This is a genomic window from Halomonas icarae (assembly GCF_009901955.1).
GTDB classification, from domain to species: domain Bacteria; phylum Pseudomonadota; class Gammaproteobacteria; order Pseudomonadales; family Halomonadaceae; genus Halomonas; species Halomonas icarae.
On the sequence record NZ_WUTS01000001.1, the window covers coordinates 1,895,812 to 1,920,522 of the forward strand.

24 protein-coding genes are annotated in these 24,711 nt (G+C 58.3%); 4 read left to right on the top strand and 20 right to left on the bottom strand.

The window, feature by feature from the left end; translation table 11 throughout:
* The first annotated feature begins 190 nt into the window (after window positions 1–190).
* On the top strand, window positions 191–853 hold the full coding sequence (locus GRB80_RS08725; protein ID WP_161423291.1) for a GntR family transcriptional regulator: 663 nt from the start codon (window positions 191–193) through the stop codon (window positions 851–853).
* Between the two features lie 65 nt (window positions 854–918).
* Here GRB80_RS08725 and GRB80_RS08730 read toward each other — a convergent pair whose 3' ends face one another.
* The 5 genes from GRB80_RS08730 to GRB80_RS08750 form a co-directional block, all read right to left on the bottom strand.
* On the bottom strand, window positions 919–2,109 hold the full coding sequence (locus GRB80_RS08730; protein ID WP_161423292.1) for an FAD-dependent oxidoreductase: 1,191 nt from the start codon (window positions 2,107–2,109) through the stop codon (window positions 919–921).
* Between the two features lie 176 nt (window positions 2,110–2,285).
* Window positions 2,286–3,563 (bottom strand): TRAP transporter large permease, encoded by a 1,278-nt coding sequence (locus tag GRB80_RS08735; protein ID WP_161423293.1) that lies wholly within the window; start codon window positions 3,561–3,563, stop codon window positions 2,286–2,288.
* Between the two features lie 2 nt (window positions 3,564–3,565).
* Window positions 3,566–4,099 carry a TRAP transporter small permease gene (locus GRB80_RS08740; protein ID WP_161423294.1) on the bottom strand — a complete coding sequence of 178 codons (534 nt, stop codon included), beginning with the start codon at window positions 4,097–4,099 and terminating at the stop codon, window positions 3,566–3,568.
* Window positions 4,100–4,181: 82 nt separating this feature from the next.
* Window positions 4,182–5,207 (bottom strand): TRAP transporter substrate-binding protein, encoded by a 1,026-nt coding sequence (locus GRB80_RS08745; protein WP_161423295.1) that lies wholly within the window; start codon window positions 5,205–5,207, stop codon window positions 4,182–4,184.
* A gap of 189 nt (window positions 5,208–5,396) precedes the next feature.
* On the bottom strand, window positions 5,397–6,329 hold the full coding sequence (locus tag GRB80_RS08750) for a LysR family transcriptional regulator (RefSeq protein WP_161423296.1): 933 nt from the start codon (window positions 6,327–6,329) through the stop codon (window positions 5,397–5,399).
* Window positions 6,330–6,438: 109 nt separating this feature from the next.
* Here GRB80_RS08750 and GRB80_RS08755 point away from each other — a divergent pair, with 109 nt between their 5' ends.
* Window positions 6,439–7,512 carry a tartrate dehydrogenase gene (locus tag GRB80_RS08755; RefSeq protein ID WP_161423297.1) on the top strand — a complete coding sequence of 358 codons (1,074 nt, stop codon included), beginning with the start codon at window positions 6,439–6,441 and terminating at the stop codon, window positions 7,510–7,512.
* A gap of 6 nt (window positions 7,513–7,518) precedes the next feature.
* On the opposite strand, the gene GRB80_RS08760 is transcribed toward GRB80_RS08755, so the two are convergent.
* From GRB80_RS08760 to ltnD, 11 genes are all read right to left on the bottom strand, one after another.
* Window positions 7,519–8,445: a DMT family transporter gene (locus tag GRB80_RS08760; RefSeq protein WP_337194367.1), complete on the bottom strand. Its 927-nt coding sequence runs from the start codon at window positions 8,443–8,445 to the stop codon at window positions 7,519–7,521.
* Window positions 8,445–9,323 (bottom strand): NAD(P)-dependent oxidoreductase, encoded by an 879-nt coding sequence (locus tag GRB80_RS08765; RefSeq protein ID WP_161423298.1) that lies wholly within the window; start codon window positions 9,321–9,323, stop codon window positions 8,445–8,447. The genes GRB80_RS08760 and GRB80_RS08765 overlap by 1 nt, the downstream gene beginning before the upstream one ends.
* Window positions 9,324–9,352: 29 nt before the next feature.
* The gene (locus GRB80_RS08770) at window positions 9,353–10,813 is read right to left on the bottom strand and encodes an aldehyde dehydrogenase family protein (protein WP_237561948.1); all 1,461 of its coding nucleotides are present in this window, start codon (window positions 10,811–10,813) and stop codon (window positions 9,353–9,355) included.
* Window positions 10,814–10,841: 28 nt separating this feature from the next.
* Entirely contained in the window at window positions 10,842–12,116 is a 1,275-nt protein-coding gene (locus GRB80_RS08775; protein WP_161423299.1) for a TRAP transporter large permease, read from the bottom strand.
* Complete coding sequence (locus GRB80_RS08780; protein ID WP_161423300.1) at window positions 12,113–12,661, bottom strand: TRAP transporter small permease; 549 nt, start codon at window positions 12,659–12,661, stop codon at window positions 12,113–12,115. Before GRB80_RS08780 ends, GRB80_RS08775 begins: the two co-directional genes overlap by 4 nt.
* Window positions 12,662–12,726: 65 nt before the next feature.
* Window positions 12,727–13,719: a TRAP transporter substrate-binding protein gene (locus GRB80_RS08785; RefSeq protein ID WP_161423301.1), complete on the bottom strand. Its 993-nt coding sequence runs from the start codon at window positions 13,717–13,719 to the stop codon at window positions 12,727–12,729.
* A gap of 47 nt (window positions 13,720–13,766) precedes the next feature.
* Window positions 13,767–14,774, bottom strand: coding sequence for a D-erythronate dehydrogenase (gene denD, locus GRB80_RS08790; RefSeq protein ID WP_309663499.1), 1,008 nt, complete (start codon window positions 14,772–14,774; stop codon window positions 13,767–13,769).
* A gap of 35 nt (window positions 14,775–14,809) precedes the next feature.
* Window positions 14,810–15,607: a 2-oxo-tetronate isomerase gene (otnI, locus tag GRB80_RS08795; protein WP_161423302.1), complete on the bottom strand. Its 798-nt coding sequence runs from the start codon at window positions 15,605–15,607 to the stop codon at window positions 14,810–14,812.
* 10 nt (window positions 15,608–15,617) lie between these two features.
* Window positions 15,618–16,265 (bottom strand): 3-oxo-tetronate 4-phosphate decarboxylase, encoded by a 648-nt coding sequence (otnC, locus tag GRB80_RS08800; RefSeq protein WP_161423303.1) that lies wholly within the window; start codon window positions 16,263–16,265, stop codon window positions 15,618–15,620.
* On the bottom strand, window positions 16,249–17,568 hold the full coding sequence (gene otnK, locus GRB80_RS08805) for a 3-oxo-tetronate kinase (RefSeq protein ID WP_161423304.1): 1,320 nt from the start codon (window positions 17,566–17,568) through the stop codon (window positions 16,249–16,251). The genes otnC and otnK overlap by 17 nt, the downstream gene beginning before the upstream one ends.
* Window positions 17,569–17,570: 2 nt before the next feature.
* On the bottom strand, window positions 17,571–18,500 hold the full coding sequence (gene ltnD / locus GRB80_RS08810) for an L-threonate dehydrogenase (RefSeq protein WP_309663501.1): 930 nt from the start codon (window positions 18,498–18,500) through the stop codon (window positions 17,571–17,573).
* A gap of 128 nt (window positions 18,501–18,628) precedes the next feature.
* On the opposite strand from ltnD, the gene GRB80_RS08815 reads away from it, so the two are divergent.
* Window positions 18,629–19,654 (top strand): LacI family DNA-binding transcriptional regulator, encoded by a 1,026-nt coding sequence (locus GRB80_RS08815; RefSeq protein ID WP_161423306.1) that lies wholly within the window; start codon window positions 18,629–18,631, stop codon window positions 19,652–19,654.
* 232 nt (window positions 19,655–19,886) lie between these two features.
* Window positions 19,887–20,666 carry a transporter substrate-binding domain-containing protein gene (locus GRB80_RS08820; protein ID WP_161423307.1) on the top strand — a complete coding sequence of 260 codons (780 nt, stop codon included), beginning with the start codon at window positions 19,887–19,889 and terminating at the stop codon, window positions 20,664–20,666.
* A 60-nt stretch (window positions 20,667–20,726) separates the two neighbouring features.
* Here the strand turns inward: GRB80_RS08820 and GRB80_RS08825 are convergent, their stop codons facing one another.
* The 4 genes from GRB80_RS08825 to GRB80_RS08840 all read right to left on the bottom strand — a co-directional run bounded on the left by GRB80_RS08825 (window position 20,727) and on the right by GRB80_RS08840 (window position 24,697).
* Window positions 20,727–21,659, bottom strand: coding sequence for a LysR family transcriptional regulator (locus GRB80_RS08825; RefSeq protein ID WP_161423308.1), 933 nt, complete (start codon window positions 21,657–21,659; stop codon window positions 20,727–20,729).
* Between the two features lie 74 nt (window positions 21,660–21,733).
* Window positions 21,734–22,684, bottom strand: coding sequence for a CobW family GTP-binding protein (locus GRB80_RS08830; protein WP_161423309.1), 951 nt, complete (start codon window positions 22,682–22,684; stop codon window positions 21,734–21,736).
* A 137-nt stretch (window positions 22,685–22,821) separates the two neighbouring features.
* On the bottom strand, window positions 22,822–24,144 hold the full coding sequence (locus tag GRB80_RS08835) for a TRAP transporter large permease (RefSeq protein ID WP_161423310.1): 1,323 nt from the start codon (window positions 24,142–24,144) through the stop codon (window positions 22,822–22,824).
* Complete coding sequence (locus tag GRB80_RS08840) at window positions 24,131–24,697, bottom strand: TRAP transporter small permease subunit (protein WP_161423311.1); 567 nt, start codon at window positions 24,695–24,697, stop codon at window positions 24,131–24,133. The genes GRB80_RS08835 and GRB80_RS08840 overlap by 14 nt, the downstream gene beginning before the upstream one ends.
* Window positions 24,698–24,711 lie beyond the last annotated feature (14 nt).

The window sequence follows — 24,711 nt, forward strand, 5'->3', positions numbered from 1 at the left end:
GGCCAGGCGAGGGTAGTTGCAGGGCTGGAATCGACTCGCGAAAAGAAAAGTGCCGATACAACACAGACCCCCGACCCGCTATCATTACGCCATGAACTCATCCAGATAACAGCAGCCGAGAGCGTACAGCCAGGACCCTTCATTGAGTGTTGCACGTTACCCCCGGTTTCACAGCCCAAGGCCCTACCTCATGAGTACACCCAAGCTTCGCACTATCTCTGTCGTGGATGCTGTCGCCGAGCAACTCAGCGAGGCAATTTTTGACGGCACCTTTCAGCCCGGCGAGATACTGGTGGAGTCCCAGCTAGCCGCGCGCTATCAGGTACCTCGCCAGACCATTCGTTCAGCCATCGTGGTTCTCATTCATGATGGTATCCTGCGCCGAGAACCCAACAAGAGCGTATACGTTCCAGAATTTTCCGAAGCAGACCTTCATGACCTTTTTGCTGTTCGCCGTTTGGTCGAAATGGAAGCCATTCGTATTCTGGCGACTCGAAAAATCGTCCCCCAGGAAGCCGAGACCGCCATGCGGTTCATGGAGGTACTATATGACGAGAATGATTGGAATGAAATCCTCAGGCTCGACTTCAAGTTTCATCAGGCCATCATTGATGCTACCGATAGTCCCCGGCTGCAACGCTTTTACCGTAGCATCTCCGCCGAAAAACGGCTAGCACTGTGCTATTATCGGACTGCAGATACTTCACCACGGATCATAGTCCAAGAGCATAAGGAACTACTGGATGCACTTCGGACAGGAGATCCGGACACGGCCGCTGAAGCCGCTAGCCGCCATATTCAGGAGTCGGAAGCCCTGATCAACAGCACGATCAGGGCCCAGGAACACCAATAAGTAGCCTGCTGCTTCCAGGATATGGAACCAGAGCGTCCCAGGAAATTACCAGGTTACCGCTATGGCTATTCACAATTAGTCATGACCGAGTTCTCCGTGGTGATGCCTTGCTCAGGGTCCAGTATTGAAAAAACGGGGCTGGCTCGCTCAAGAAATCGGATATCTAGATCAGATTTTCCACTGATGACCAGTTGGCATCCAATTTCACCAATGGCAGGAGACACGCGAAAACCGTGCCCAGAAAAACCTGTCATGACTAGCACGTTAGCGTTCTGGGGATGTGGACGAATATACTCAAGCATGGATCTTGTGTAGCTCTCGACGAAGGTATCAATACGATACGGTCGCCGACTGATGCCGGGAAGCATTTCCTGCTGAATCCATTCGAATTTCTTTAGCTCTCTGATAAGGTCATCCCCCTCCAGCTGCCTGGGAAAGCGATCGGCATCACCGCTGACATAGTGGTTATTGAAACCGAGACCAAGTTTCACCGAACGGCGATCACGTGAGGGGATTCCATAGCAGTAGTGGGGTGCACATCTAAGGAAGGGTGGAAATCCTGTGAAATGGTTATCATCATATCCACTGAACCACATTGAAGTCAAGCGTCTGGTGACGACCTCACTGCGAATGTAAGGCACCAATTTCGACGACCACCCCCCACAGGAAACCACGACTCGATCAAATACCTGCCAGCCAGTGGCGGTCAGTATCCTAACAGGATCATCCGAGACATCGATCCTTGATATGGGGCTAAATTCATGAATCCTAGCCCCATGACGTCGTGCCAGCTCAGCCGTCACTTCGACTGTCCTTTCCGGTCGAATCACAGCGCCTGTGGTATCCCATAGGCCTAACGAGTTTTGACCAAACAGGATGTGAGGAAATTGCTTACGCAAGCGTGAAGCCCCAAGCAGTTCGTAAGGGACACCAAGCTCCCGGGCAGACTTGTAAGCGCACTGAATTTGTGCGTCCCCTTCTCTCCCATAGATCAATACACCCGTCGGATCGCGCAACACCTGGTTACTGGCAGACTCCAGCTTTCGCCAAGCGGTCGCGGCACGATCAATCAGCGCTGTATAGTTCGGCTCAACCAACTCCATATTCCAGTAAAGACGGCTTTCACCACCGGCTCCAGCCGACGGATGGCCGGGGTATGCCCTGTCGAAGCCATGTGCCTCGATTCCGCTAGTCTGGCTCAATTGCCAAAGGACCTGAATACCGATGGCCCCTAGGCCAATCACTGCGACTTTCATCAATTTTTCGCGAGATACCCAGCATCTATCACGTCTGGAGAAATGGCACTCTTACCGAAAGGGCTATTAGGATAATGCCACTATTGATGCCACTATCTACTCGCTCCTCCCTTGTCGTTGAAGGTGGGAGACAGAGGATGGCCAGAACACTTGTGGCCATCACACCAATCCGTGCATTAACTCAGCAAGTTTGGTAATAACAGCGATATCTGTGGTACATAAGCCACCAGGAAGAGAATAGCAATAAGAACTGCCACAAATGGCAAGGCAGCAACGCTCACCCTTTCGATTGACAACCCGCTGATCGCGCTGGCAACGTTCAAGTTGTCTCCCACTGGTGGTGTGGCGAACCCAATCATGGAAGCCATGATCATGACGATACCAAAATGAACAGGATCCATTCCCATCAGCGTGACAACAGGCACAAGAATGGGAGCCAACAGGATAATTCCGGCCAATGTCTCCATGAACATGCCAATGAAAAGAAGAAGCAACAGAATGACAGCTAGTATGACCCAGAATGGCACCGGCAATGCCCCAAGAAAATTGGCAATGAGTGTCGGGATTCTTTCCAGTGTCAGGATTCTTGCATAGGTAGATGCAGTGGCAATGATTACCAGAATCATGCCCGAGATTAGCAAGGTGGTTTTCAGCATCAGCGGGATCTCTGAAGTCTTCGCCTCTCTATACAATAGGCTCAGCACAAGACTATAGGCCACGGCGATACCCGATGCTTCCGTCGGAGTGAAGATACCGCCATAAATACCGCCCAAGACCACTACAGGCATTAATAGTGTCCACTTTGCCTTCCATAAGGCCTCTCCGCGCTGCCCCCAGTTCGCCCTTTCAGTATGACCGCCGTAGCCTTTTTTACTGCATATATAACGGCCAACAACATATAGCGAAAGCACGATCACCAAGCCGGGAATCAGACCGGCAAGAAAAAGATCACCGATGGAGGTGTTTGTGGTAATGCCATAAATGATCAACGGAATACTAGGTGGAATCACGATACCCACGCCACCAGCCGTAGCCAGTGTAGCAGCACTGAACCCCCTGCCGTAGCCCTCACGGATCATGGCAGGAATCATGATGCCACCGATGGCTGCTACCGTTGCCGGCCCAGAACCACTCAACATCGCAAAAACAGTGGTACCAACCAGGGTAACGGCCGGTAATCCCCCGGTAATGTGCCCTACAAACGTCTTGGCAGCATCGATCAGCCTCTTGGAGAGGCCTCCATACTCCATAATGACACCCGACAGTACAAAAAGGGGAACGGCAAGAAGAGAGTAAGAGTCGACCGCCCCAAACATGGTCTGTGTAAGATAATTTACCGGGACTACCTCAGTTATCATGACTGAGAGCATGGAGGCGATGCCCAATGCAAATGCAACGGGCATTCCGAGGATAAGAAGAATGATAAAGCTGATCGCCAGAATACTAATACCCATATTTAATCCACCTCGGACTGTGACGGGGGAATAGGAGAAAATGGGTTTCTAATCATATCCAAGAAAGAACGTACCGCATGTTGCGAGACACGGAAAGACATAAGAAAAAGCCCAAGAGGAAGTCCGATGTAGACAAGATACATGGGAATCTGCGAGCCTGGCGACAACTGCCCAGTCATGATCTGTCGGCTCACCATCTCATTAGAAAGAGTGAACATATAAACAAGAAAAGCCAGCCATGCCAGGAAAACAGCGAGACTGATGATACGCTGTAAGAGTGGAAACTTCCTTCCTATAAAATCCACAATCACACTAAACTTAACATGTCTCTGGTATTTTATGGCATAGCTGCCACTAAGATAGACAAACCACACAAGAGAGTACCGCGCAATCTCTTCAGACCATGCAGGTGGGCTGTTAAACACATACCGCATCACAACCTGGAAGATCACGAGCGAGGTAAAAATCACCAAGGCGACCGACGCCAGATAGATCTCTATGTACTCATCCAAATGTTTATATAGCCATTTCAGCATAAGTCAACTATCCAATTCCGGAATAAAGACGGCTTACCCCTACCCGAGACCTGCAGTCTGGATAGGGGTAGTTCAAAATGACTTACTGAATAGCTTCAAGGTAAGTGATATTACCTGCTGCCTCTAGAATAGCCTTGAGTTTATCAGTATCTACTTTATCAGCGTTTTCCTTGTAGAAAGGAATAGCTGAATCAATCCAGGCTTGACGCTCCTCATCTGTCAGGTCAGTGACCGTGCCACCTTCAGCCTCAATCTCAGCGCGAATCTCGTCGCTAACGGTCTTCTTGAGCGTACGAATCTTGTCGACTGCGGCATCGGCCGCTTCCTGAATGATCATCTGATCTTCTTCAGAGAGGCCCTCGAAGAAGTCTTTATTGATGAGAATGACTTCAGGATCATAGATATGACGAGTTTCTGTCAGATAGTTGGCGGGTTCAGTCAGGCGCGCTGAATAGAGCAGCTCATAGGGGTTTTCCACACCATCAACAACGCCTTGCTGCAGTGAGGTAAATACCTCGGGGAAAGACAGGGGTGTGGGTGCGGCTCCAATGCTTTCCCAGTAAGCGATATGCATCGGCACCTGCATGGTGCGCAGCTTGATCCCCTCCATATCTTCCGGCAATGTAACAGTACCATCCGTCATTGCCAGGTTACGGAAACCGTTTTCACCCCAACCGAGGGCAATCAAGCCACTGTCAGCCAAGCCTGCGAGCATTTCCTTCCCTAGCTCACTATCAAGCACCTTGTAGGCAGTCGCGGCATCCTCAAAAATAAAGGGGAAATCGAAGACTTCCAGGGACTTATCAAAGTTGGCAAGAACACCCACTGATGGAGCCGTCATCTCGATATCACCAAACTGAGTGGCCTCGATCATCTCGCGCTCACCACCAAGCTGGCTGTCCGGGTAGACCTGGACCTCAATACGCCCATCGGTGCGCTCGGTTACTTGCTCGGCAAATAGGTCGTAACCCTGATTTTGCGTGTCGTCTGGCGAGATCACGTTACCGAACTTAATCGTGTGAGTGTCCTCGGCAACAACGCTGCCCGACCAGACGGCGAGGCTTAGGGCAGCAACAGTTCCTGCAGCGATAAAACTGGTGTTACGCATCGTGTCGCACTCCTATTGTTGGTAGTCGTGTCTAGGTAGCTGTGCGGTAGCTGTTGTCTCTATTTTTGCGCTGACCGACGCTTGACCTCCCACACTGTCTAACAGTAACACAACTTTTACTGCCTGCAACTCATGCGATATCCGAAGCGCCATGCGTGATCAACGAACCACCTGGCCCACATCGCAGGCTCACCTCGCCCTGCCGTTGGTCTGGATACTTGCCACCCGCCGTGGTATCTCTTGCTGCAATAGATCAATAAAGGCCCGCAATCTGGCCGGTACGTTTCTACGCTGCAGGTAAACGGCATGAAAGTCGGCTCTAACCCCCTGCCATTGCGGCAGTAACTGAACCAGGCGACCAGCATCCAGGTGAGCCTGAATATCCCAGCAGGAGCGCAGAATCAGGCCATGGCCATCCAGGGCCAGGCTCACAATGACCTCACCATCATTGCTGGCCAGTGGGCCGGAGACCTTGACCGCCTGATCCTTGTGTTGACCTGAGCGATGGACAAAGCGCCACACCGCAAAGTCACTGTCATTCTCGCGCAATACCAGACATGGATGCTTCGACAGGTCCGCCGGCACCGATAACGGGGGCATTCGTTCTATATAACATGGTGCTGCACAAAGGATTCGACGATTCTCCAGGATGCGCTTGGCAACCAGTCTTGAATCCGGAAGCTCCCCAACACGAATGCAGATATCCACCCCCTGCTCACCAGGCGTCATGGGAAAGTTAGTGAGCTCAAGAATTCCCTCTACATTTGGGTGGCTGTCGCAGAAGCGCGATAACAGCGGAGCCACATGGCGGCGCCCAAAGCCAAAGGTGGCATTGATCTTGAGAGTTCCCGAAAGCGAGGCGCGCTGGGCGCTCAAGCCTTCCTCCAACTCCGCAAGCTCGTCGAGTATCGCTCCACCACCGGCCAGATATCGCTCTCCCTCCACCGTCAAGGAAAGGCGGCGCGTGGTTCGAGTAGCCAAACTGACTCCGAGGCGCGATTCAAGCTGCTTCAGCCGCTTGCTGACAGCCGACACAGACAACCCAAGATCACGCGCAGTCGCGGTCAAGCTACCAGCCAGCGCAAGGCGCTGGAAAAAGGCGAGGTCATCAATCTGTGACATCCAATTGTCCACTTCAAGTTAATAGTCTTTTGAATCTTATAACGATTATCTCTGGAGCGTCAGCGATTAGAGTGAAGGTACGTTCAAATGGATGGATAAGGATGCTCCCATGACCCACCGTATTGCCGTGATCCCCGGCGATGGCATCGGCAAAGAGGTAATGCCCGAAGGCGTGCGTGCCCTGAAGGCTGCTGCCGAACGCTTCGGCATCGACCTCGAGCTTGAGCCCTTCGGTTTCGCGAGTTGCGACTACTATGCCGAGCATGGCCAGATGCTCCCGGATGACTGGTTCGAGATCCTCGAGAAGTTCGATGCGATCTTTTACGGCGCCGTGGGCTGGCCCGAGACCGTGCCTGACCATATCTCACTATGGGGCTCACTGCTGCAGCTCCGCCGCCGCTTTGACCAGTACATCAACCTGCGACCTTGCAGGCTGTTACCAGGGATCCAAAGCCCCTTGGCAGGCCGCAAGCCCGGCGACATCGACTTCTACGTGGTCCGGGAAAACACCGAGGGTGAGTACTCAAGCGTAGGCGGCAAGATGTTTGAGGGCACCGAGCGTGAGATCGTGATCCAGGAAACGGTGATGACACGCCACGGTACTGATCGTGTTTTGAAGTTCGCCTATGAGCTAGCCCAGAGCCGTCCCCGTAAAAAGCTTACCTCTGCGACCAAATCCAACGGTATCGCCATCACCATGCCATGGTGGGACGAGCGTGTCTCGGAGATGAGTGGACACTACCCTGACGTGACCGTTGACCAGTTTCATATCGACATCCTTACCGCCAATTTCGTGATGCACCCGGATTGGTTTGATGTCGTCGTAGCGAGCAACCTGTTTGGCGATATCCTCTCCGACTTGGGACCCGCCTGCACCGGCACCATCGGCGTGGCCCCCTCGGCCAATATCAACCCCGAAGGTACCTTCCCTAGCCTTTTCGAACCGGTCCACGGCAGCGCTCCCGATATCGCGGGCAAAGGTATCGCCAACCCTATCGGCCAGATCTGGTCGGCAGCGATGATGCTTGAACACCTCGGCTATCAGGAAGCAGCAGGCGCCATCGTCGCCGCCTTCGAGGAGGTACTTAGCGAAGGCGATGTGACCCTGCTCACCCCCGATGTAGGCGGCCACGGCACCACGGAAAGCCTTGGCCTCGCCATTGCCGAACGCATCATGCGCTGAAGGCAGCTATTCGACGGCCAACGTTTTACTCACCCTCATCTCGAGATGTCGCTCGTAAAGCCCCTTGGCCGTCAGGGTTCCCAGCACAAGAGCACCGCCCACGAAGGCCACCGCGCTGGGGCGTTCTCCAAGAATGCCCCAGGCCCACAAGGTGCCGATAACGACTTCCAGGAGGAGTAGCAACCCGACCTCGGCCGCCGGCAGGTAGAGAGGGCCTCGTTGCAGGAGCGTCACTCCGGCGGGAACGATCACCAGGCACAACAGCACAACATAGATACCGCTGCTAATACTCGGCAACGAAATATGGCCACTCCCCATCAGCAGTAGCAGTGCACCACCGCTACCAACGATCAATCCGTTGAACACCAGCATCGGACTCATGTCGATACCCGGTCGCCGCCGGCACAATGTGAAATTCAGCGCCAGCGTGGTCGCTGCGATCAGGGCAAAGCCATTACCCAACCAACTTCCTGCCCCGACATCGTCGATGACGATCATGCCGATGCCCAGCATGCACGTCCCTATCGCCAGCCAGGTCCGCAACGGCAGTCGCTCGCCCAGGATCACCCGAGAGAACAATGCCGCGATCAAGGGTGCGGCGGCAAGAATCATCAGGACATTACCCGCCTTCGTGTACTGGTTACCCAATACAAAGCCGCAGGTGGTCATACTGAACAACAGCGCCACGGCAATCCCGGTGCCACCACATCGGCGATAGACACCCAGGGTATTACGACCATGGCGCGCCAAGTTGATCAGGAAGAAGCCCAGCCCGGACAGGAAGCCTCGCCACATCAGAATCTCGGCATCCGGCAGCGCCGCGAGCTTGATGAGCAAAGCATCCGGCGACATGATCAAGGCACCGCCTCCGGTCAGGAGTAGACCCCGTTGGCGCTGAGTTAGGCCTAGGCCCAGCTGAGCTTCTCCCATCATCAGTTGGCCTTGTCAGCCAACACACCAATCAGCTCTGGCACCAGTAGATCCTGCTGTTCGATGCTGCGATAGAGCCCCACCACGGCGTCAGCGACATCACGTTGTGCCCCCAGTGCCTCCGTCATGGCGTGATAATAGCCGAGGTCCTTCGTTGCATTGGCTACGCTGAACCGAAAGCCCGAGGGGTCTCCGCTTTCGATGAAAGGACGCATGCGTTCGAATACCACACCACCGCCTCCTCCCTTGCCAAGCACTTCCAGCAGTGCGCCATCCCCGATCCCCGCCCGACGAGAGGCCGCCGCCGCTTCAGCGAGTACCGCCGAGAAGCCTAGAGAGACGAAGTTGTGCAGCAACTTCAGGGTGTGGCCGGCACTGACATCCCCGGCATGGGCAATATTTTCCGCGAAAGACTCAAGCAACGGCCGTGTAGCGGTAAACAGCGCTTCAGAGGCACCGACAATCAGGTTCAAGCGCCCCTCTTCTGCCTCCTTCGGCGTTCGGGTCATGGCTGCATCCATGAAGCGGCCTCCGGCTTCCTCAATGCGCTTGGCAATCGAGCGGGTGGCACTGGGGATAGCCGTCGAGCAGTCGATGACCACCATCTCGGTCCGGATACCCTCCACCACGCCATCGGCCTCGAAGAGCACACTCTCCACTTGCGGTGTGCCGGTAACGCACAGGATGACCACATCTGAGCGTTCGGCCACCTCGCGTGGAGTGCCAGCCAGCTTCCCACCAGCTGACAGCAGATCATCCATTGGCTGGTTGCCGGGGTGGTCCAGAATCACCAGCGGGTAGTCGGCCTTCAGGATGTTGCGGGCGATTCCATGTCCCATCAGCCCAGCGCCAATCAAGCCAATACGCTGATTGCTTTGCATCTTATTCTCCTTTTCTACCGTCCGTGGCATCAGCCGTGATGTAGAGCCACTGTTTTGATACGGGTATAACTGCGCAGTCCTTCGAAACCTTTCTCGCGTCCATGGCCGGAGCGCCCCACGCCACCAAAGGGCAACTCGATACCGCCTGCCGCGCCATAGTTGTTGATAAAGACCTGACCACTTCGGATCCCCTTGGCCAGCCTCAACTGCCGGCCTCCATCACGGGTCCAGATACCGGCACACAAGCCAAAATCAGTGGCATTAGCTTGCGCCAGGGCTTCCGCTTCATCCTCGAAGACCTGCACCGCCAGAATGGGACCGAAAAGCTCCTCCTGAAGCACGTCATGCCCGGCGGGGATATCGGTGAGAAGACGCGGCACCACGAAATAACCACTAGCCAACTCGGACTCTGCCAGGCTGCCTTTTGCCAAGGTACGAATGCCGTCTCGCGCCGCCGCTTCCAAACGTGCCTCCAGCTTGGCTTTCTGGCGGGCATTGATCAGGGGTCCACAGTCTGCATCGGCCTCCCCCACATCGCAGCGCAGCGCCGTGAAGCGCTCGGCGAGTCGTTCAAGCACCTGGTCGGCAATCTCCCGCTGCACCAACAGACGACTGCCGGCCGAACAGGTTTGCCCGGCATTCTGGATGATGCCGCGCACCAGGAATGGCAACGCCGCGTCGAGGTCCGCGTCGGCAAACACCAGCTGGGGTGACTTGCCTCCCAACTCCATCGTGACGGGCACATGGTGTTCGGCGGCAGCCTGGGTCACCAGCGTGCCCGTCTCGGGTGAGCCGGTAAACGAAAGATGATCGACGTCAGGATGCCTCGACAGTGCAGCACCGGCCTCACTGCCCAGGCCGGGAACGACGTTGAGCACCCCCGGGGGCAGGCCCTGCGTCACCGCCAGCTCAGCCAGTCTCAGCACACTAAGACAGGCGTCCTCCGCCGGCTTGAGCACCACGGTGTTGCCGGCAGCCAGAGCCGCCGCCACACAGCGTCCGAAAATCTGGGCTGGATAGTTCCAGGGAATGATCTGCGCGCAGACCCCATAGGGTTCGCGCAGCGTCATGACGGCAAAGTCATTTTCAAACGGAATCGTCTCGCCATGCAGCTTGTCGGCGGCTCCGCCATAGAACCGGAAGTAGCGGGCACACGCGGAGATATCTCCGCGAGCCTGGGTCATCGGCTTCCCCGTATCGATACATTCGAGCCCGGCGAGCCGGTCGCAATCCGCCTCGATGGCGGCGGCAAAGGCCATGAGCCACTCGCCACGACGCCGTGCTGTCCACGACGACCAATCTCCTATACCACCCGCAAAGGCCAGCTTGGCGGCCTTGACGGCCGAGTCCACCTCGGCTGCCTGGCTACGTGCGATCCGGGTAATGACCTTACCGTAGGACGGTGTCTCGATATCCAGCGTGGCCTGAGTGGTGACCCAGTCACCTCCGATCAATGCCTGCTCACGGGGATACTCAAGCTGTTCCATCATGCATTACTCCTTGTTGTTATCAACGCTCTCAATAGAGCAGGTCCACCAGGCCAAGCGAGATCCACGGCATATAGGTGATCGCCAGGAGGCAGGCCAACACAACCAGTACAAACCGGAGCAGCCACGGTAGCAGTTGATCGATGGACAGCTTCGCCACTGCACAGGCGGCAAACAGGTTCACACCCAATGGTGGGGTGAACATGCCAAGCGCCAAATTGACCACCACGACCAGACCAAAATGCACGGGATCGATGCCGTACTGCATGGCGATCGGGGTGAAGATGGGGGCGAGCACGAGAATGGCGGCCGAGGTCTCGATGAACATGCCGATCACCAGCAGCATGACGTTGACCGCCAGCAGGAAGGTCCAGGGGCTCTCAAAAACCTGGGTGACCCACCCCGCCACCTGCATTGGCAACCCAGAACGACTGATCAGGAAACTGAAGAGCGCCGCGGCCGAGATGATCAGCATAACGGCGGCCGTCGAGATAACACTCTCCTTCAATATTGGAACCAATTCTGCCCAGCTAAGCTCACGGTAGATCAGTCCTCCCACAATTAGCGCATACACCACCGCAACGGCGGAGGCCTCGGTCGGGGTGAACACACCGCCGTAGATTCCGCCGATGACCACAACCGGCATCAACATCGCGGCCCAGGCACGCTTGAAGGCGGTGGGGAAGGCTTCACGGTCCTCTCTGTCTTTCAGCCCGTATCCTCTGACCTTGCAGAAAAGGTAAAGGAAGAGAAGCAGCGCGCCCCCGATCAGCAGGCCTGGCCCGATTCCCGCAATGAACAGTTTCCCGATGGAGGTGTCGGTGCTGACGCCATAGAGGATCAAGGGAATCGACGGGGGAATCAGCACGCCCAACTCTGCCGATGAGGCCTGGATCGAGGCTGCCAGCGGCCGCGGGTAGTCGTGCTTGACCATCGCCGGAATCAGAATGGAGCCAATCGCAAAGGTGGTCGCCACGCTGGATCCGGAAACGGCGGCAAACATCATGCATGTCAGCACGCAGGTCATCGCCAGGCCGCCCTGCAAGCCGCCGACAATAGACTTGGCCAGATCCACGAGGCGCCTGGAAATTCCACCGGCAGCCATCAAGTTGCCGGCCAATATGAAAAAGGGGATCGCCAGCAATGGGAAATTGTCGATACCGACAAACATCTGCTGCGGGACCAGCAGCAGAGGCAGCCGCGAGAAAAACTCGATACCGATGATCGACGCCAGCACGATGGAGACGGCAATCGGAACGCCCAAGGAGAAAAGGATGATCAGGGATAAGCCGATGGCAGCATTCATGAAGCGTCACTCCTGTCTGCCACAATGGGCGTTTCTTCCAAGATATCTTCTGTTACCGGCCCTACCGGTTCCATCCCCAGCGCTTGCGCGACAAGCCTCGCCATCACGGCAATCAGCGCAAACCCAGACCCAACCGGCATGGCGGCATAAGCCCAGGCAATCGAAATTTCCAGACCCGACAGCATCTGGCTACGCACGCGCAGCATCATGGCGATACCAAAGACAATCAGCACCATCAGCACGACGGCACAGCAAAGTGCGATAAACACCTCTATCCAGATCAGCTTCCGACTGGGCAACAGTCGAAAGATGACCTCCACCGACATCATGAAGCCACCACGAAACCCCGCGGCAGCCCCAAGGAAGACGCACCAGACCATGCTCGAACGCGAGATCACCTCCGACCAAGTCGACGGGGCATCAAACACGAAGCGGGTCAGCACCTGATAGAAGCCCAGGCTGACAGATATGATAAGCATTACGATCGCGCCTAATAGTGCAAGACGTGTCGTCTGCTGCTCAAAACGCAAGAAGAGTCGCAGCATCGCAGCCACCTTATCGCTATGGAAGGCACCCGGCCCTGTACGGACCGGGCTGACGTCATCGCGGGTTAGCAGCTACTGGCGCGAACGCGTTCCAGCATCTCACTGCCATACTGCTCGGTGTAGATCTCGTAGGCCGGCTGCACCGCCTCCTGGAAGGGGGCCTTGTCGATCTCGGTCTCGACAGTCATGCCGTTCTCGCGAAGCAGTTCGATGCCCTCGCGCTCGAGGCGAGAGACCTCTTCACGGGTTGCCTCGGCGGAGGCCCGGGCAGCCTCAATGAACCACCCACGCTCTTCGTCAGACAGGCCGTCGAGCAGGATTGGCGAGCCCAGGATGGCGGCCGGTGAATAGACATGCCCCGTGAGCGACAGGTGATCCTGTACCTCCCAGAACTTGGTCGCCACGATGACGGTAATCGGGTTCTCCTGACCGTCCACCGTGCCCTGCTGCAGCGCGGTAAACACTTCAGGAAACGCCATCGGCGTTGGGTGCACGCCCATCTGCTCGAAGGCCTCCATATGCACCTTGTTCTCCATGGTGCGCACCTTGAGCCCTTCTGCATCGGCGGGCGTCTTCACGGCTCGCTGACTGTTGGTCATGTGGCGGAAGCCATTTTCCGACCAGGCCAGGCCCACGATGTCGTGGTCGCTCATCTTGTCGAGCAGGTCCTGACCAAGATCGCTGTCCAATACGCAGCGAGCCTGATCGTAATCCTCGAACAGGAATGGCAGATCAAGCACATAGGTTTCCGGTACAAAGTTACCCAGCGGGCCAGTGGAGGTAATCACCACATCCACCGTGCCAATCTGGAGGCCCTCGATCAGCGCCCGTTCACCACCCAGGGCACCGGCCGTATGCTCGACGACTTCGAACTCGCCATCACTAAGACGCTCAAGTGTTTCCTTGAAGGCATCGGCACCCACGGAGTAGTGCGAGCTATCCGACAGGGTATGTCCCAGGTTGACGGTCTGCGCCGCCTGTACCTGAACAGCCAGCAAGGCCAGGCTGGCACCGGTGATGGCAGTGGTAAGCGTCTTGCGTGCAAAGTTGACTGTCATTGTTATTACCTCTGTTTGGTGAGTCACGCTTGAGCGACCGGTTAGGGTCAGTGGCGCTCTTCCTGAAACGCCTGGAGAATGTCGCGAAAGTCCCTATCGCGCTTGAAGCCCAGCGCATCGGCACGCCGGGTATGAAACCGCGTCGGCCAGCTACCGACGATAGACTGGATCCTGGGGTCCGGCTCATGCCGAATCCGATCCACGGCCTCTGAGCCAGCCACACTCCTGAGTGCTTCGATCATGTCGGCGACACTGACGGTGATACCAGGCAGCATGAACGCACGGAATGGCCCCACCGCCTCGCCATCAACCTCAGCACCATGTACCAGGGCCTCCACCACCTTGCCAGGCGACATCACGAAAAGCTCAAGATCGGTGGGTACCGGACAGACAGCCTCTTCACCGTTCAATGGTTCGCGCATGATGCTGGACGCGAAGCTGGACGCCGCCGCGTTGGGCCGGCCGGGTCGAATCACAATGGTAGGGAGGCGCAGTACGAGTCCATCAATGAGCCCGCGTCGGCTATAGTCGTTTATCAGCAACTCGGATACTGCCTTTTGCGCCCCGTAGGAGTTCTGCGGATGCAGCGCCGTCATGTCGTCCAGTGTCTCAGGCAGCTCCCCCCCATAAGCGGCTACGGAGCTCGCCATGATCAAGCGAGTGGCACAGAGGTCGCGATGACGACAACCCTCAAGCAAGGCTCGTGTGGCATCCAGATTGACTGCAAGGCCCAGGTCGAGATCACCTTCCGCAGCTGAGCTAACCACGGCGGCCAAGTGATAGATCACATCGGGCCGTGCATCGAGCATTTCATTGAAGGCCCCTGGGGCGGTGATATCCACTGCAAAGGAGACAATGTCGACATCTCCCGAATCGGGCACATCCACTTCTACCTGGTCGAGAAGCGTAAGCCTCGAGATCGTTTGACCGCGAAGCTGCCCACGCTCGAGAAGCTGACGAATCAGGCGTTGTCCAAGAAAACCGGCGGCACCGGTTACAGCAATATGCATGGTCTTGTGCGTCCTCTGAGTTGTACTTGTGTTTACCTGCTGCACTGGGATCTAGGCGTGTTGGCAGTAACGGACTGAACTTACTCCGGCCTTAGACCGAACGGCCTCCCCCAGGCCAGTCCTGCCCGGGTATTGCCAGCCGGACGATACTCGCATCCCACCCAGTCCACATAGCCAAGCTCCTTGAGGCGCTCGAAAACCGCGGGATAGTGCACCTCCCCGACATCCGGCTCATGACGCTCCGGAACACCGGCAATCTGAATGTGGCCGATGTGCTCGAACTGGCATTCAAGGTGACGTACCAAGTCACCTTCCATGATCTGGCAGTGGTAAAGATCGAACTGCAGGCGCAGGTTGGGCTCCCCCACCTCCTGCAACACCGCCATCGCCTGGTCTTGATGCGACAGGAAATATCGCGGCATGTCACGCGTATTGATCGGCTCTATCAACACCTCCCGCCCGAGCTTGGCGGCTTCCCGGGCCGCAAAACGTAGATTGGCGACATACGTTGCGTGATGGGCCTGCCGTGTACTCTCATCAGCACCTTCGGGAATCAGGCCCGCCATGGCATGCACTCGAGGGCAGTCCAGCGCTACCGCATAGCGCAGTGCCTCCGTCACCGAGTCACGAAACTCGGCTTCTCGGCCAGGTAGGCTTGCCACCCCCCGCTCCCCTGCCTCCCAGTCTCCCGGCGGCAGATTGAACAGTACCTGCTGCAAACCAGACGCTTCCAAGGCAGAGCGCAGCGTGTCGGGTGAATAGGCGTAAGGGAACAGGTACTCCACTCCGCTGAAGCCTGCGTCAGCGGCGGCAGCAAAGCGCTCTAGAAAATCATGCTCGGTGAACAACATGCTCAGGTTAGCCGCCAGGCGAATCATGGTGGGCTCCTTAATCACGGGGGAAACGTCTTTCTAGCTCAGCCACCTGTTCAGGCGTTAAAGCCCGAGGATTTTTACCATGCAGAAGCAGGAAGAGCTTGGCGGTCTCTTCCAGCTCCTCTGTCGCATATACCGCCGCCTCCAGGCTCTTCCCCGCCACGACCGGGCCGTGGTTGGCCAGTAACACCGCACTGTGCTGGCCCGCCAACCCGCGCACCGCATCACCAAGGGTGGGATCCCCAGGCACGTGATACGGCACCAGTGGTAACTTCCCTACGCGCATCACGTAGTACGCGGTCAGCGGAGGAATGCAATCGCACGGGTCAATATCAGGCAGGCAAGACACGGCCACCGAGTGCGTCGAGTGAAGATGCACTATTGCCTGAGACTGAGGACGCTCGGCGTACATTGCCATGTGCAGGAAGTGCTCCTTGGTGGGCTTGTCGCCATCCAGCCACTCCCCCTGTCGATCCAATCTCGAAATCGTGGCAGGGTCGAGGCGCCCCAGACAGGCATTGGTGGGGGTCATCAGCCAGCCACCATCATCCGTCCGAACGCTGATATTGCCGCTGGACCCCATCGTCAGCCCACGATCGAACAGAGACTGACCCAGCGTGGCGATCTGCTCACGGATTCGATGCTCATCGTGCCGACTCATGCCCCGCCCTCCCAGTCGTCAACTCATCGAGCACGCCGAAGGCGCGAGAGAAGAAATCCTCACCACCGAAGTTCCCGGACTTCAACGCCAACGACAATTGACCGTCGCACCCCGGCATGGGCGACTGGGTCCAAGGCACCCCTGGATCGATCTGGCCGCCGATGCGAAGCTGCCGCACCCCAAGCGCCGTCACGACCGCACCCGATGTTTCACCACCCGCGACCACAAGCCGACCCACTCCCTCATCGACCAGACAACTTGCCAGCTGCCCCATGGCGTGCTCTACCAGCTCGCCGGCTCGAGCCACACCCAGCGCATCCTGGGCTGCCTTGACGCGCTCGGGATCGGCAGATGCATAGATCAGTACCGGACCACCTGATGCCAGCTGCTCTCGCGCAAAGGCCAGCGCCTGTGCCAGATGCTCGTCCCCTTTCGACAGCGCCAAGGGATCAAGGGCGATACCAGGATAGTGTTCCAGGAAGCGGGCAACCTGAGCCAGGGTGGCACGTGAACAGCTGCCCGAAAGCACCAGCGCACTGCCTGTCGCCTTATCCAGGCGCCCCGGCTCGGCCACCGGCTGCAGCCAGCCACGACGACGATATTGATCCGGCAGCGCAAGACCCAACCCGGAACCGCCGGTGACCAGGGGATAGTCCACCACCGCGTCAGCCAGCACATCAAGATCATTTTCATCCAGGGTGTCGCATATCACATGTCGAACGCCCTGCTCGGCTAGGCTGCCCAGGTGCCGGCTTGTGGCATCAACGCCTTGCGACAAGACAGTACGAGACGTGAGACCGACCGGATGCGGTGTCTGACGAGCTAGAAAGCGCACCAGGTCCGCATCCGTCATGGGGGTAAGCGGATGGTGTTCCATACCGCTCTCATTGAGCAGACGATCCCCGACGAACAGGTGACCTTGATAGACAGTGCGTCCATTGATAGGAAATGCCGGCACCATCACCGTCTGACGACCGCTCAGGTGCTCCAGCAAGGCATCAGAGACTGGCCCAATGTTGCCCTCTTCCGTGGAGTCGAACGTGGAGCAGTACTTGAAGAAAATCTGACGAGTTCCCTGAGCTTGCAACCACTCCAGAGCTTCCAGAGATTGCGCAACGGCTTCATCAGCCGGAATGGAGCGTGACTTCAGTGCCACCACGACAGCATCGACGTCGGGCAACTCAATCGATGAGTCTGGGACGCCAAGAACCTGAACGCAGCGCATACCGGCGCGCACAAGATTGTTCGCCAGGTCGGTGGCGCCCGTAAAGTCGTCAGCGATGGCCCCCAGCAAAAGCGCCATGATTACACCTCCTCCGGATCATTTGCCGCTGCGGGAAGTTCGATGCCACCGAGCCGTTGATAGACCTTTATCACTGCCGAATCGTCATCACGACCGAACCCGGCACCCTTGGCCGCCGTAAACTGTTGGAGTGCGCTGGACGAAAGCGGCGTAGGCATGGCCAGGTCGCGGCCTGTTTCATGCACCAGGTTGAGGTCCTTGACGAAAATATCGACAGCGGAGAGCGGGGTGTAATCCCCTTTCAGAATGTGGGGAACACGGTTTTCAAACATCCAGGAGTTGCCGGCAGAGTGGGTGATGACCTCATACACCGTCTCGGGGTCCAGGCCGAGGCGTATACCTAAAGCCATCGCTTCCGCTGCCGTGGCAATGTGCACGCCGGCAAGCAGCTGGTTGACCAGCTTCATGCTAGAACCAACTCCCGGCCTATCCCCCAGCCTATACACGGTGGCAGCCATCGCGCCAAGCACCGGCTCGGCCTTGTCGAAGGCATTCTTGTCACCCGATGCCATCACTGACAGGTCACCGCTACGCGCCTTGGCGACACCACCACTCACAGGCGCATCCAGCATCGACAGCCCCATGGCATCCAAACGTTCACCCAGCTCCCGTGCAAAGGCAGGGGCCACCGTGGCGCACTGTATGATCAGGCTCCCCGGGGCTAGGTGCTTGGCCACCCCCTGGTCGCCATATAGGACCGTCTCCACCTGCTGTGCATTGACCACCAGCACCACCACAACCTGGCACCCGCCTAGTTCTGATGGAAGCGAGGCGCTTCGCCCCCCTTCGGCTTCAAAGGCGTGACGTGCCTGCTCGACGATGTCACAGCCCACGACATCCAGGCCGCGCTCGTGCATCGCAAGTGCACTACCTCTGCCCATGGCGCCCAGGCCAATCACACCGATGCGCAGGCTTTCGTTTGAATGGCTCACCGGACTCCCCCTGTTTGGTTGTCTTGTACTTGTTCCGGATGTAGCTGGTAGCGCTAGCATGTTAGCGCTAACATTGTTGTAGAGGATCGGCCTATTTCCATCAAGCCTCACGAGAGGGAGTGAGACTAATGTCTAAACACACGCCACGTCACCGCAAGGGAACAGACCAACCGACCCTGGCTCAGGTGGCAGAAATGGCTGGTGTCTCTTCCATCACGGCTTCTCGGGCACTGAACTCTCCGGAAAGGGTTAGCGATACGACCCGTCAACGCGTGCTGGACGCCATGGACCACCTGGGTTATGTGCCGAACCTCGTGGCGGGCAGCCTCGCCTCCTCCCGCTCGCGCTTTATCGCCGTCATCGTGCCGTCGCTGGCCAATGCGGTATTCATCGAGGTGATCAAGGGCCTGCAATCCACCTTCGAGTCGGCGGGCTATCAGATCCTGCTGGGCAACACGGATTACGATATCGAGCGAGAGCACCAACTGGTCAGAACGTTCCTGGGGTGGTCGTGCTCAGCGCTAGTCACGGCGGGTCTCCGGCATACCCATGCCTGCCACAAGCTGCTCAAGGACTGCGACCGCCCGGTGATGGAGGTGATGGAGCTGGGCGAGGCACTGGATCTCAACGTGGGGCTCGACCATGTGGCAGCGGGACGCACCATGGCACGCCACCTGCTCGACAAGGGGTATCGGCGACCGGTCTATGTAGGAGCCAGGCTCGATGACGATTACCGTGCTCAATTGCGTTACAGCGGCCATGCCGAGGTCTTGAGGGAGGCCGACATCGCACCGCTGGTGCTGGAGCTCGACCAGCTGGGCAGCCTGGAAGAGGGCATGAAGGGGCTCGAGCGTGTTCGAAACGAGCACCCCGACGCAGATGCCATCCACTTCGCCAACGATGACCTGGCCACCGGCGCCCTCCTTCACGCTCTTCGGCTCGGCATGCGAGTACCAGATGATATAGCGATTGCAGGCTTTAACGGATTACCACTGGGCCAGTTCACCACCCCTCGTTTGACAACCATTCAATCACCCCGAGATACCATCGGGCGACTGGCGGCCAAAGAAGTTCTCAGCCGCTTAGAAGGTAAGCGAGTGACGCGTCGACAGCATGACGTGGGCTTTGAGCTTGTCGTAGGCAACAGCACCTAAACCCCGCAATATCCAGTCTGGGCTTTTTGGAATCCACGCCACCGCCGCCATGGGCTACGGTGACGGCCAGGCCCAGCCAGACAATTCCCGATAAGCTCCGCCTTCACGTCACGCAACGCACACAAGGCCCGCTGACGCCGGGTCTTGTGTGCTAGCCCGGTCACATGCAGCGTGATAGATTTATCGAATACTCATATAAAATCGCCACATAGATATCATAAGGAACAATATAATGTTGCGACTCCCCTATACGCTTTCGATAACACTGGCCTCGCTGCTGATCGCCGTTTCGGCCCAGGCCGATGAGCCGCTTAAGCTCGCCGTGGATATTCCCTTCGAGCCCTTCGAGTATCGTCTGCCCGACGGCACCCTGACCGGTTTCGAGGTGGAGCTGGGCGAAGAGGTATGCCGACGTATCGAACGCCAATGCGAGTGGGTGGAGCAGGGGTGGGACGGCATCATCCCCGGCCTGTTGGCCCGCAAGTACGACGCCATCATGTCGTCGATGGCCATCACCGAGGAGCGCCGCAACAAGGTGCTATTCTCCGAGCCCTACTACAGCAACCCCAGCGTCTGGGTCACTCAGGCCGGCCAGGAGATCGATATCGAGGATCGCGATTCGCTGGAGGGGCTTTCGGTGGGCGTGCAGCGCGGTACCATCCGCGACAACTACATCACCGATACCTATGGCGATATCGTCGATGTGCGTCGCTATGCTACCGGCGAGGATCTGGCCCTGGACGTCAGGACGGGGCGTCTCGATGCCGCCTTCATGTATTATCCCTTGGCCCTGTCGGCGCTCGATGTCGACGCCGAGGGGAGCAATATCGTCACCAGCTCACCGCTGATCCGCGAGCCGAAGAGCTATTTCGGCCACGGCGTGGCGGTCGCCTTCCATCCGCGCAACGAGGCCCTGGCGGCACAGTTCAACGAGGCCTTGCGCGAGATCAAGCAGGACGGCACCTACGATGAGCTGATGCACAAGTACGTCGACTACGACATCAAGATCTAGCCCGTCGAACGTCGGAGCGGACACTGCCCCATCACCGATGGGGCAGTCACGCGCCCTTGATCAACTGCCGGGGCCGACATCATCGCAGCGAAAGGCACACATCCAGCGCTGCAGATGGCGCAGCAGCTGCAGGGTCACCCGCGGCATGCGCCGCCCCACCCGAGTAACCATGTGCGCATTGGCCTGAGTGAAGTGCTTGCCCACCAGATCGCGCGCCACCAACGCTCCCTCCTCCAGCTCCCTGGCAGCGGCAAATCGCGGCAACAGCGTCAGGCACAGCGCGGCGCGCGCCGAATGCTTGAGCACCTCCAGCGAGCCGGTCTGGATGCCAACCAGGGGGCGCTGGTTGGCCTCACGAAACGCCAGATCCACCAGCTCGCGCACCCCGTGCCCGGAATGCCACAGCGCCAGGGGGTACTCGGCCAGGGTGTCCAAGGCAATGGGCGCGCGACTCTCCCTCGCCAGTGGATGACTGGGTGACATCAGCAGCACCAGCGGCTGGCGGGTGGATTGCCAGAACCGCAGATGGGGGTGCACCTGTTCGTGGTACATCAGGCCGATATCCACCTCGTCGTTGACCACCGTCTCGATGATCTCCCGCGTGCTGCCGGTATCGATCTTCAGGCGGACCCCCCGATGCGACTCGGTAAAGTCTCGCAATGGCTGATTGATCAGATCACCGACGAAGCCCTCTCCCACATGCAGCGTGATCTGGCCGGTTTCCAGCCGTTGGTGGGCATCGAGGGCATCACTGAAATGGCGATCCAGCAACGTGCGCCGCTGACAGTAGTCGAGCAGCAGTTCACCCTCCGGGGTCGGGCAGACGCCGTCGCGACGCCGCTCCAACAGGGTGACATCCAGCGCCGATTCCAGCAGCGCAATCTGGCGACTGACCGCCGAGGGGGCGATATCCAGTCGAGCCGCCGCCCCGCGAATGGAGCCGGTTTCGACCGTCAGCTGGAAGTAGATCAGTCGTTGATGGGGAATTTCCATGGTGGAACGTGCCGCGCCTCAGCCTGAAACAGGAGGCACCAAGCCTAGCATGAGGCTAACGGGCGCGGCGTATATCAGGTCTCCAGCGCCTTGAGACGAGGCTCGAGCCACGTCCACAACGCCGTGTCATCCTCGCCGATAAACACCAGTCGACTGTCGCTTGCCGCCGATGGTGCCAGCTCGCGGCTAGTCACCCGGCCAGCGGCGCGCTGCAGCGCCAGCACACGCCCCCCCTCAAGGCTTACCACGCCCTTGAAGCGCAGCACCTGAGGGGGAAGTGCCTCGATCAACTCACGCAGCGGCTCGGCACGGACCGCGCCGGCATGCTGCCAGTGTTCGGTCCTGAGCCCCAGCGCCGCCACGCTTGTCGCCGCCGCGTCTGCCGTCCGGGGTACCCGTGGTTGGCGTTCGTCGGCCTCCCCCGACGCCGGCCACAGCACGAAGTCGGCAGGCAGTGCGGCCTCGGTGGTGCGCAAGTGACGGGTGTCGGGCAGCAGCAGCGTCTCCTCGAGCCGTGCCAACCGTGGCTCATCCACGAGATCGACCTTATTGATCACCACCAGGTCCGCCACCTCGACCTGTGCCGTCACCAGCTGGCGAAGCGGTACACTCAGGCTCTCGCTATCGAGGGCAGCATCCACCAGCGTGATCACGCCGTCGAGGTGCGCCCGGGCACGAATCCGCGGATAGTGCAGCACGTTAACCACCCGCGCCGGATCCGAGACGCCGCTACATTCGATCAACAGATGATCCAGACTATCACCACGCCGGGCGAGCAGAGACTCGATGGCTCCCGATAGCTCGCCCTGCAGGCTACAGCACACACAGCCGTTGCTCAGCGCGATCATGTCGTCGCGGCGCTCATCGATCAACGTCTCGTCGATATTGAGGGCGCCGAAGTCATTGACCATCACCCCCAGGCGACGCCCACCGGCATGCTCCAGCAGGTGATTGATAAGGGTGGTCTTGCCGGCACCAAGGAACCCGGCGACCACCGTCACCCCCAGCTCGGTCGTTGTGCTCACGGCCACCTCCTTAGTTACGGGACTTGATAGTTACGGAACCTGATAGAGCTTCGATACCTGGTATCGGGCAGCAATCATCTCCTGCTGCCGCCAGACAGTTGATCGAAGGTTGTCATGGCGGCTTATTGAGTTGGTATCTAATCGAAGATCAGCCCCGGCAGCCACAGTGCAATTTGGGGAAACAGCACCAACAGCACGATGCCCAGGATCTGCATGGCCAAAAACGGCACCACCGAACGGTAGAGATCGCCGGTGGTTACCTCGGGGGGCGCCACCGACCGCATATAGAACAGGTTGTAACCAAACGGTGGCGTCAGATAGGCGCTCTGCATGGCCAGCACGAACAGGGTGGCAAACCATATCGGATCGAAGCCCAGTGCCTTGATGATCGGCACGTAGAGCGGCACCGTGATAAACAGGATCGCCGAGTCGTCGAGGAACATCCCCAACACAAGATAGCTGAGCAGGATCACCGTCAGCACCAGGTAGGGACTCAACTCGGCGGCCATGACCTGTGCAACGATTGCCTGCCCCGCTCCCAGCGCAATATAGATCTTGGAGAAGATCACCGCGCCAATCATGATCCACATCAGCATGCCCATGATGCGTGCGGTGCTGTAGAGTGCCCCGCTGAGCATGGGGATATTGAGCCGGCCATGCACCAGTGCACACAACATGGCACCGGATGCACCCAACGCCGAGGCCTCGGTGGGCGACGCCACCCCGGTGGCCATGGTGCCTAGCACCACGGCAATCAGCCCACCGGGCAGGATCATGGCATTGAGCGCCTTGATCTTGTCCCAGGTGCCCAGTCGTTCAGAGGCGTCGATGGGCGGCCCCATCTCCGGGTTGCGGTAGCAACGTATGCCGATATAAACGATATAGATACCCGCCAGCATCAACCCTGGCATCACCCCGGCGGCGAACAATTTGCCCACCGACTCACGCGTCAGGAAGGCGTAGAGGATCATCACCAGCGATGGCGGAATCAGAAATCCTAGCGCCCCCCCGGCCATCACGGCTCCCGCCGACAGCTGCTTGCTGTAGCCGCGCTTGAGCATGGCCGGCAGCGCAATAAGCCCGAGGCTGACCGTCGCCGCACCGGTGATGCCCACCATCGCGGCAATCAGCGCGCAGATCACCACGGTCCCCATTCCGAGACCGCCGCGCACGCCGCCCATTATCTTGTAGACCATGCCGAACAGGTCGTCGGCGATGCCGGATCGCTCCAGGATCATGCCCATCAGAATGAACAACGGCAGGGCGACCAGGATGAACTCGTTCATCAGGCCGAACACCGATGGCAGCATGATACCCAGACTATCCGGCCCCCAGATCCAGTAGCCAAAGCCTACGCCGACCCCCATCAGGGTCCAGGCCAGCGGCACGCCGACAAACATCAGCCCCAGCATGGCACCGAACATCAGCAGCGTGAGCAGGATGGGATCAATGCTCCCCATGGGAATCCTCGCGGGTATCGGTGGTATTTTTTTCGCCATCGCGCTCTACAGGGTGGCCCAGCAGCGTACAGAGATGGCGTGCGGTATTGGCCAGCATCTGCAACATAAGTAGCGCCACCGCGACCGGAATCATCGCCTTTACCGGCCAGATGATCGGCGCCCAGGTGCTGCGAAACGAGCGTTCCTGAATGGCAATGGACTGCAGTGCGAACTCCGCCGCGCTATTGAGCAGCAGCCCCAGGATGCATAATGCAAACAGGCCGATGCAGAAGGAGATCAGCGCCTGCCCCTTGGCCGACAGATGCTGATAGAAGATGTCGATCCGTACGTGGCCCTGCCACTTCTCGGTATAGGCTCCGGCCAGGATGGCATAGACGCCATACGTCATTGTCGAGGCCTCATGTGCCCAACTGGTAGGCGAGCTCAACAACTGGCGTGCCGCCACCTCGAACACCAGGACGACCACCAGCACGAAGCCCAACCAGGCGATGAACCGCCCGAGCCACTCGCTCAGGCGGTCTTGCCAACGGATCCAGGCATGAAAAAACGCCATGGTCTGTCTCCCAC

Excerpts from the sequence above, each read along its gene's own strand:
- GRB80_RS08725 (WP_161423291.1), top strand. The coding sequence starts at position 191 with ATGAGTACACCCAAGCTTCGCACTATCTCTGTCGTGGATGCTGTCGCC.
- GRB80_RS08730 (WP_161423292.1), bottom strand. The coding sequence starts at position 2,109 with ATGAAAGTCGCAGTGATTGGCCTAGGGGCCATCGGTATTCAGGTCCTT.
- GRB80_RS08735 (WP_161423293.1), bottom strand. The coding sequence starts at position 3,563 with ATGGGTATTAGTATTCTGGCGATCAGCTTTATCATTCTTCTTATCCTC.
- GRB80_RS08740 (WP_161423294.1), bottom strand. The coding sequence starts at position 4,099 with ATGCTGAAATGGCTATATAAACATTTGGATGAGTACATAGAGATCTAT.
- GRB80_RS08745 (WP_161423295.1), bottom strand. The coding sequence starts at position 5,207 with ATGCGTAACACCAGTTTTATCGCTGCAGGAACTGTTGCTGCCCTAAGC.
- GRB80_RS08750 (WP_161423296.1), bottom strand. The coding sequence starts at position 6,329 with ATGTCACAGATTGATGACCTCGCCTTTTTCCAGCGCCTTGCGCTGGCT.
- GRB80_RS08755 (WP_161423297.1), top strand. The coding sequence starts at position 6,439 with ATGACCCACCGTATTGCCGTGATCCCCGGCGATGGCATCGGCAAAGAG.
- GRB80_RS08760 (WP_337194367.1), bottom strand. The coding sequence starts at position 8,445 with ATGATGGGAGAAGCTCAGCTGGGCCTAGGCCTAACTCAGCGCCAACGG.
- GRB80_RS08765 (WP_161423298.1), bottom strand. The coding sequence starts at position 9,323 with ATGCAAAGCAATCAGCGTATTGGCTTGATTGGCGCTGGGCTGATGGGA.
- GRB80_RS08770 (WP_237561948.1), bottom strand. The coding sequence starts at position 10,813 with ATGATGGAACAGCTTGAGTATCCCCGTGAGCAGGCATTGATCGGAGGT.
- GRB80_RS08775 (WP_161423299.1), bottom strand. The coding sequence starts at position 12,116 with ATGAATGCTGCCATCGGCTTATCCCTGATCATCCTTTTCTCCTTGGGC.
- GRB80_RS08780 (WP_161423300.1), bottom strand. The coding sequence starts at position 12,661 with ATGCTGCGACTCTTCTTGCGTTTTGAGCAGCAGACGACACGTCTTGCA.
- GRB80_RS08785 (WP_161423301.1), bottom strand. The coding sequence starts at position 13,719 with ATGACAGTCAACTTTGCACGCAAGACGCTTACCACTGCCATCACCGGT.
- otnI (WP_161423302.1), bottom strand. The coding sequence starts at position 15,607 with ATGATTCGCCTGGCGGCTAACCTGAGCATGTTGTTCACCGAGCATGAT.
- otnC (WP_161423303.1), bottom strand. The coding sequence starts at position 16,265 with ATGAGTCGGCACGATGAGCATCGAATCCGTGAGCAGATCGCCACGCTG.
- otnK (WP_161423304.1), bottom strand. The coding sequence starts at position 17,568 with ATGGCGCTTTTGCTGGGGGCCATCGCTGACGACTTTACGGGCGCCACC.
- GRB80_RS08815 (WP_161423306.1), top strand. The coding sequence starts at position 18,629 with ATGTCTAAACACACGCCACGTCACCGCAAGGGAACAGACCAACCGACC.
- GRB80_RS08820 (WP_161423307.1), top strand. The coding sequence starts at position 19,887 with ATGTTGCGACTCCCCTATACGCTTTCGATAACACTGGCCTCGCTGCTG.
- GRB80_RS08825 (WP_161423308.1), bottom strand. The coding sequence starts at position 21,659 with ATGGAAATTCCCCATCAACGACTGATCTACTTCCAGCTGACGGTCGAA.
- GRB80_RS08835 (WP_161423310.1), bottom strand. The coding sequence starts at position 24,144 with ATGGGGAGCATTGATCCCATCCTGCTCACGCTGCTGATGTTCGGTGCC.
- GRB80_RS08840 (WP_161423311.1), bottom strand. The coding sequence starts at position 24,697 with ATGGCGTTTTTTCATGCCTGGATCCGTTGGCAAGACCGCCTGAGCGAG.